Source organism: Flavobacterium sp. (genome assembly GCF_021151785.1).
GTDB lineage: Bacteria > Bacteroidota > Bacteroidia > Flavobacteriales > Flavobacteriaceae > Flavobacterium.
Map to the genome: position 1 here is coordinate 1 of NZ_JAGKWP010000197.1, position 1,516 is coordinate 1,516.

The 1,516-nt window shown below is 32.0% G+C and carries 2 protein-coding genes; both read left to right on the forward strand.

All coding sequences use genetic code 11. From position 1 onward, the window contains the following. On the forward strand, positions 1-890 hold an 890-nt coding region (locus QZ824_RS11605), incomplete at its 5' end, for an SIR2 family protein (RefSeq protein WP_291276176.1). Next, positions 877-1,516: DUF87 domain-containing protein (locus QZ824_RS11610; protein WP_291276177.1), on the forward strand; the 640-nt coding region annotated here is incomplete at its 3' end. The genes QZ824_RS11605 and QZ824_RS11610, both read left to right, overlap by 14 nt.

Consider the following 1,516-nt stretch of genomic DNA (forward strand, 5'->3'; position numbering starts at 1 on the left):
AAAATATAGAAGAGAAAATTGTAACAAAAGATATAGTATCCGAATTAGTTCAAACTGATTTTGCTAACTGGATCGGACAAGCTGAAAGGAAATATCCAATCGAAATATTTACTACTAATTATGATTTCTTATTTGAGCTTGGATTAGAGCATAAAGAAATTCCATATTACGATGGTTTCTGTGGAAGTTTAAGAGCTTTTTTTAACCCTGAGTCTGTTGAAGATTTTAGATTTTTACCAAAACAAACTAAGCTTTGGAAAATACATGGTTCTTTAGGTTGGCACTTTGATAAGGATACTGAAAAAATATTAAGGGTTAGTCCTGATGATGATGATATTTTGATATACCCTTCTACTCTAAAATATAAAGATTCTAAAAAACAACCTTATGAAAGCTTATTAGATAGGTTATCTAACTTTCTTAAACAGGATGATGCTATATTAATTACTTGTGGTTATTCATGGAGTGATGAACACATTAATTCGCGGATTGTTTCGGCTTTAAAAACAAATACGACATCTCATGTTATAGGTTTAATTTTTGATAAGTGCGACAAGATTGATGAAAAATCAAATATCTCAAAGATCGGATTTGAAAATCCAAAAATATCTGTTTATGCTTCTCGGAATGCTATAATAGGATGCAATTTCGGAGAATGGGTTTTGAAAGCTGAACCCTCAAAAGAAGATTCTGTAAACATTGATTTGTACTTTGATGAAGATGCAGCAATTGATCCAAAAGATGAAAAAGGAACTGAATCTACAGGGAATGAAGTATGGACAGGAAAAGGTGAATTTATACTACCTGATTTCAGTAAGCTAGCAAATTTTTTGAATTCAATGGTAAGTGATAATGAGATTAAAAAATTGGGAGAAAATGTCAAAAGGTAAAATAACAGAAATCGGTGAAATTGATAGTATTAGCGGAAATAGTATTTCTGTTAAGCTTTTTGATAATATCAAATCTAATATGCCCATTATTGATGGAGTCGTTTATCGAGTGGGACAAATAGGGTCTTTTGTGAAAGTACCTTTAGGTTATGCTAATTTATATGGAATTGTAACACAAATAGGTTCAGCTGCTATTCCAGAGAGCCTAAGAGAAGCTGTAGCTAAAGATTATGACCATTTTAAAAATACAAGATGGGTAAATATTGTTTTAGCTGGGGAACAAGTTGGGAAAAGATTTGAAAGAGGAATTACTCAGTATCCGACAACAGGAGATAAGGTACATTTAGTTACCATAAATGACTTAAATATTATCTATGGTGGATATGAAGAAGCCAATTCAATAACTGTCGGTAATATTAGCGTATCTGAAAGTTTAGATGCTAAAATTGATTTGGATAAACTCCTATCAAGGCACTGTGCTATTGTTGGTTCAACCGGAAGTGGGAAATCAAACGCTGTTTCAGTATTGCTTCAATCTATTGCAAGTAGAGGGTTTCCGAGTTCAAGGATTTTGGTAATTGATCCTCATGGTGAATACAATGATGCATTATTAAAATATTCAAAAG